This window comes from Oleiphilus sp. HI0123 (assembly GCF_001635315.1).
Genome location: NZ_LWGE01000382.1, coordinates 1 through 863, shown reverse-complemented (window position 1 = coordinate 863; position 863 = coordinate 1). Strand labels below are relative to the sequence as shown.

Annotated in this window: 1 protein-coding gene; it reads left to right on the top strand. The window is 48.7% G+C overall.

What is annotated here, in order from left to right; translation table 11 throughout:
• On the top strand, positions 1-863 hold an 863-nt coding region (gene gltA / locus A3761_RS03605), incomplete at both ends, for a citrate synthase (protein ID WP_068749832.1).

Here is an 863-nt window from a genome sequence, read left to right as displayed (position 1 = left end):
ACCTACTTTTGCACGGAGAACTTCCGACAGCAGAAGAAAACGAACATTTCAGAAAAACTGTTCGCAACCACACAATGGTTCACGATCAAGTTAACCAATTCTTTAAGGGCTTCCGAAGAGACGCTCACCCGATGGCGATCATGTGCGGCGTCGTTGGTGCTCTTTCAGCGTTCTACCACGATACGATGGACATCTCTGACGAAGAACACCGTGAAATAGCAGGCTTCCGCCTTGTAGCTAAAATGCCGACCATTGCAGCGATGTGCTACAAGTACTCAATCGGCCAGCCTTTCATGTATCCAAACAATGACTTGGATTATGCAGAAAACTTCCTGCACATGATGTTCAGCACGCCAGCTGGCGATGTTAAGTTTGACCCAGCCATCTCAAAGGCAATGGACAAGATCTTCATGCTTCATGCTGACCATGAGCAGAATGCATCAACATCAACTGTCCGCCTAGCCGGCTCAACTGGCGCCAACCCATTTGCCTGTATCGCTTCTGGCATCGCTGCACTTTGGGGCCCTGCTCACGGCGGCGCAAACGAAGCTGTACTAACAATGCTTAACGAAATCGGTGACGTATCTCGCATCGATGAATACGTTGCCAAAGCGAAAGACAAGAACGACCCATTCCGTCTGATGGGCTTCGGTCACCGCGTATACAAAAACTTCGACCCTCGCGCCAAAGTTATGCGCGAAACATGCGAAGAAGTTCTTGGTGCACTAGGCCTTGAGAATGATCCTCTATTGAAGATCGCGCGTCGCCTTGAGCAGATAGCACTAGAAGATGAGTACTTTGTTGCAAGAAAGCTATATCCAAACGTAGACTTCTACTCAGGCATCATTTTGAAAGCTATCGGT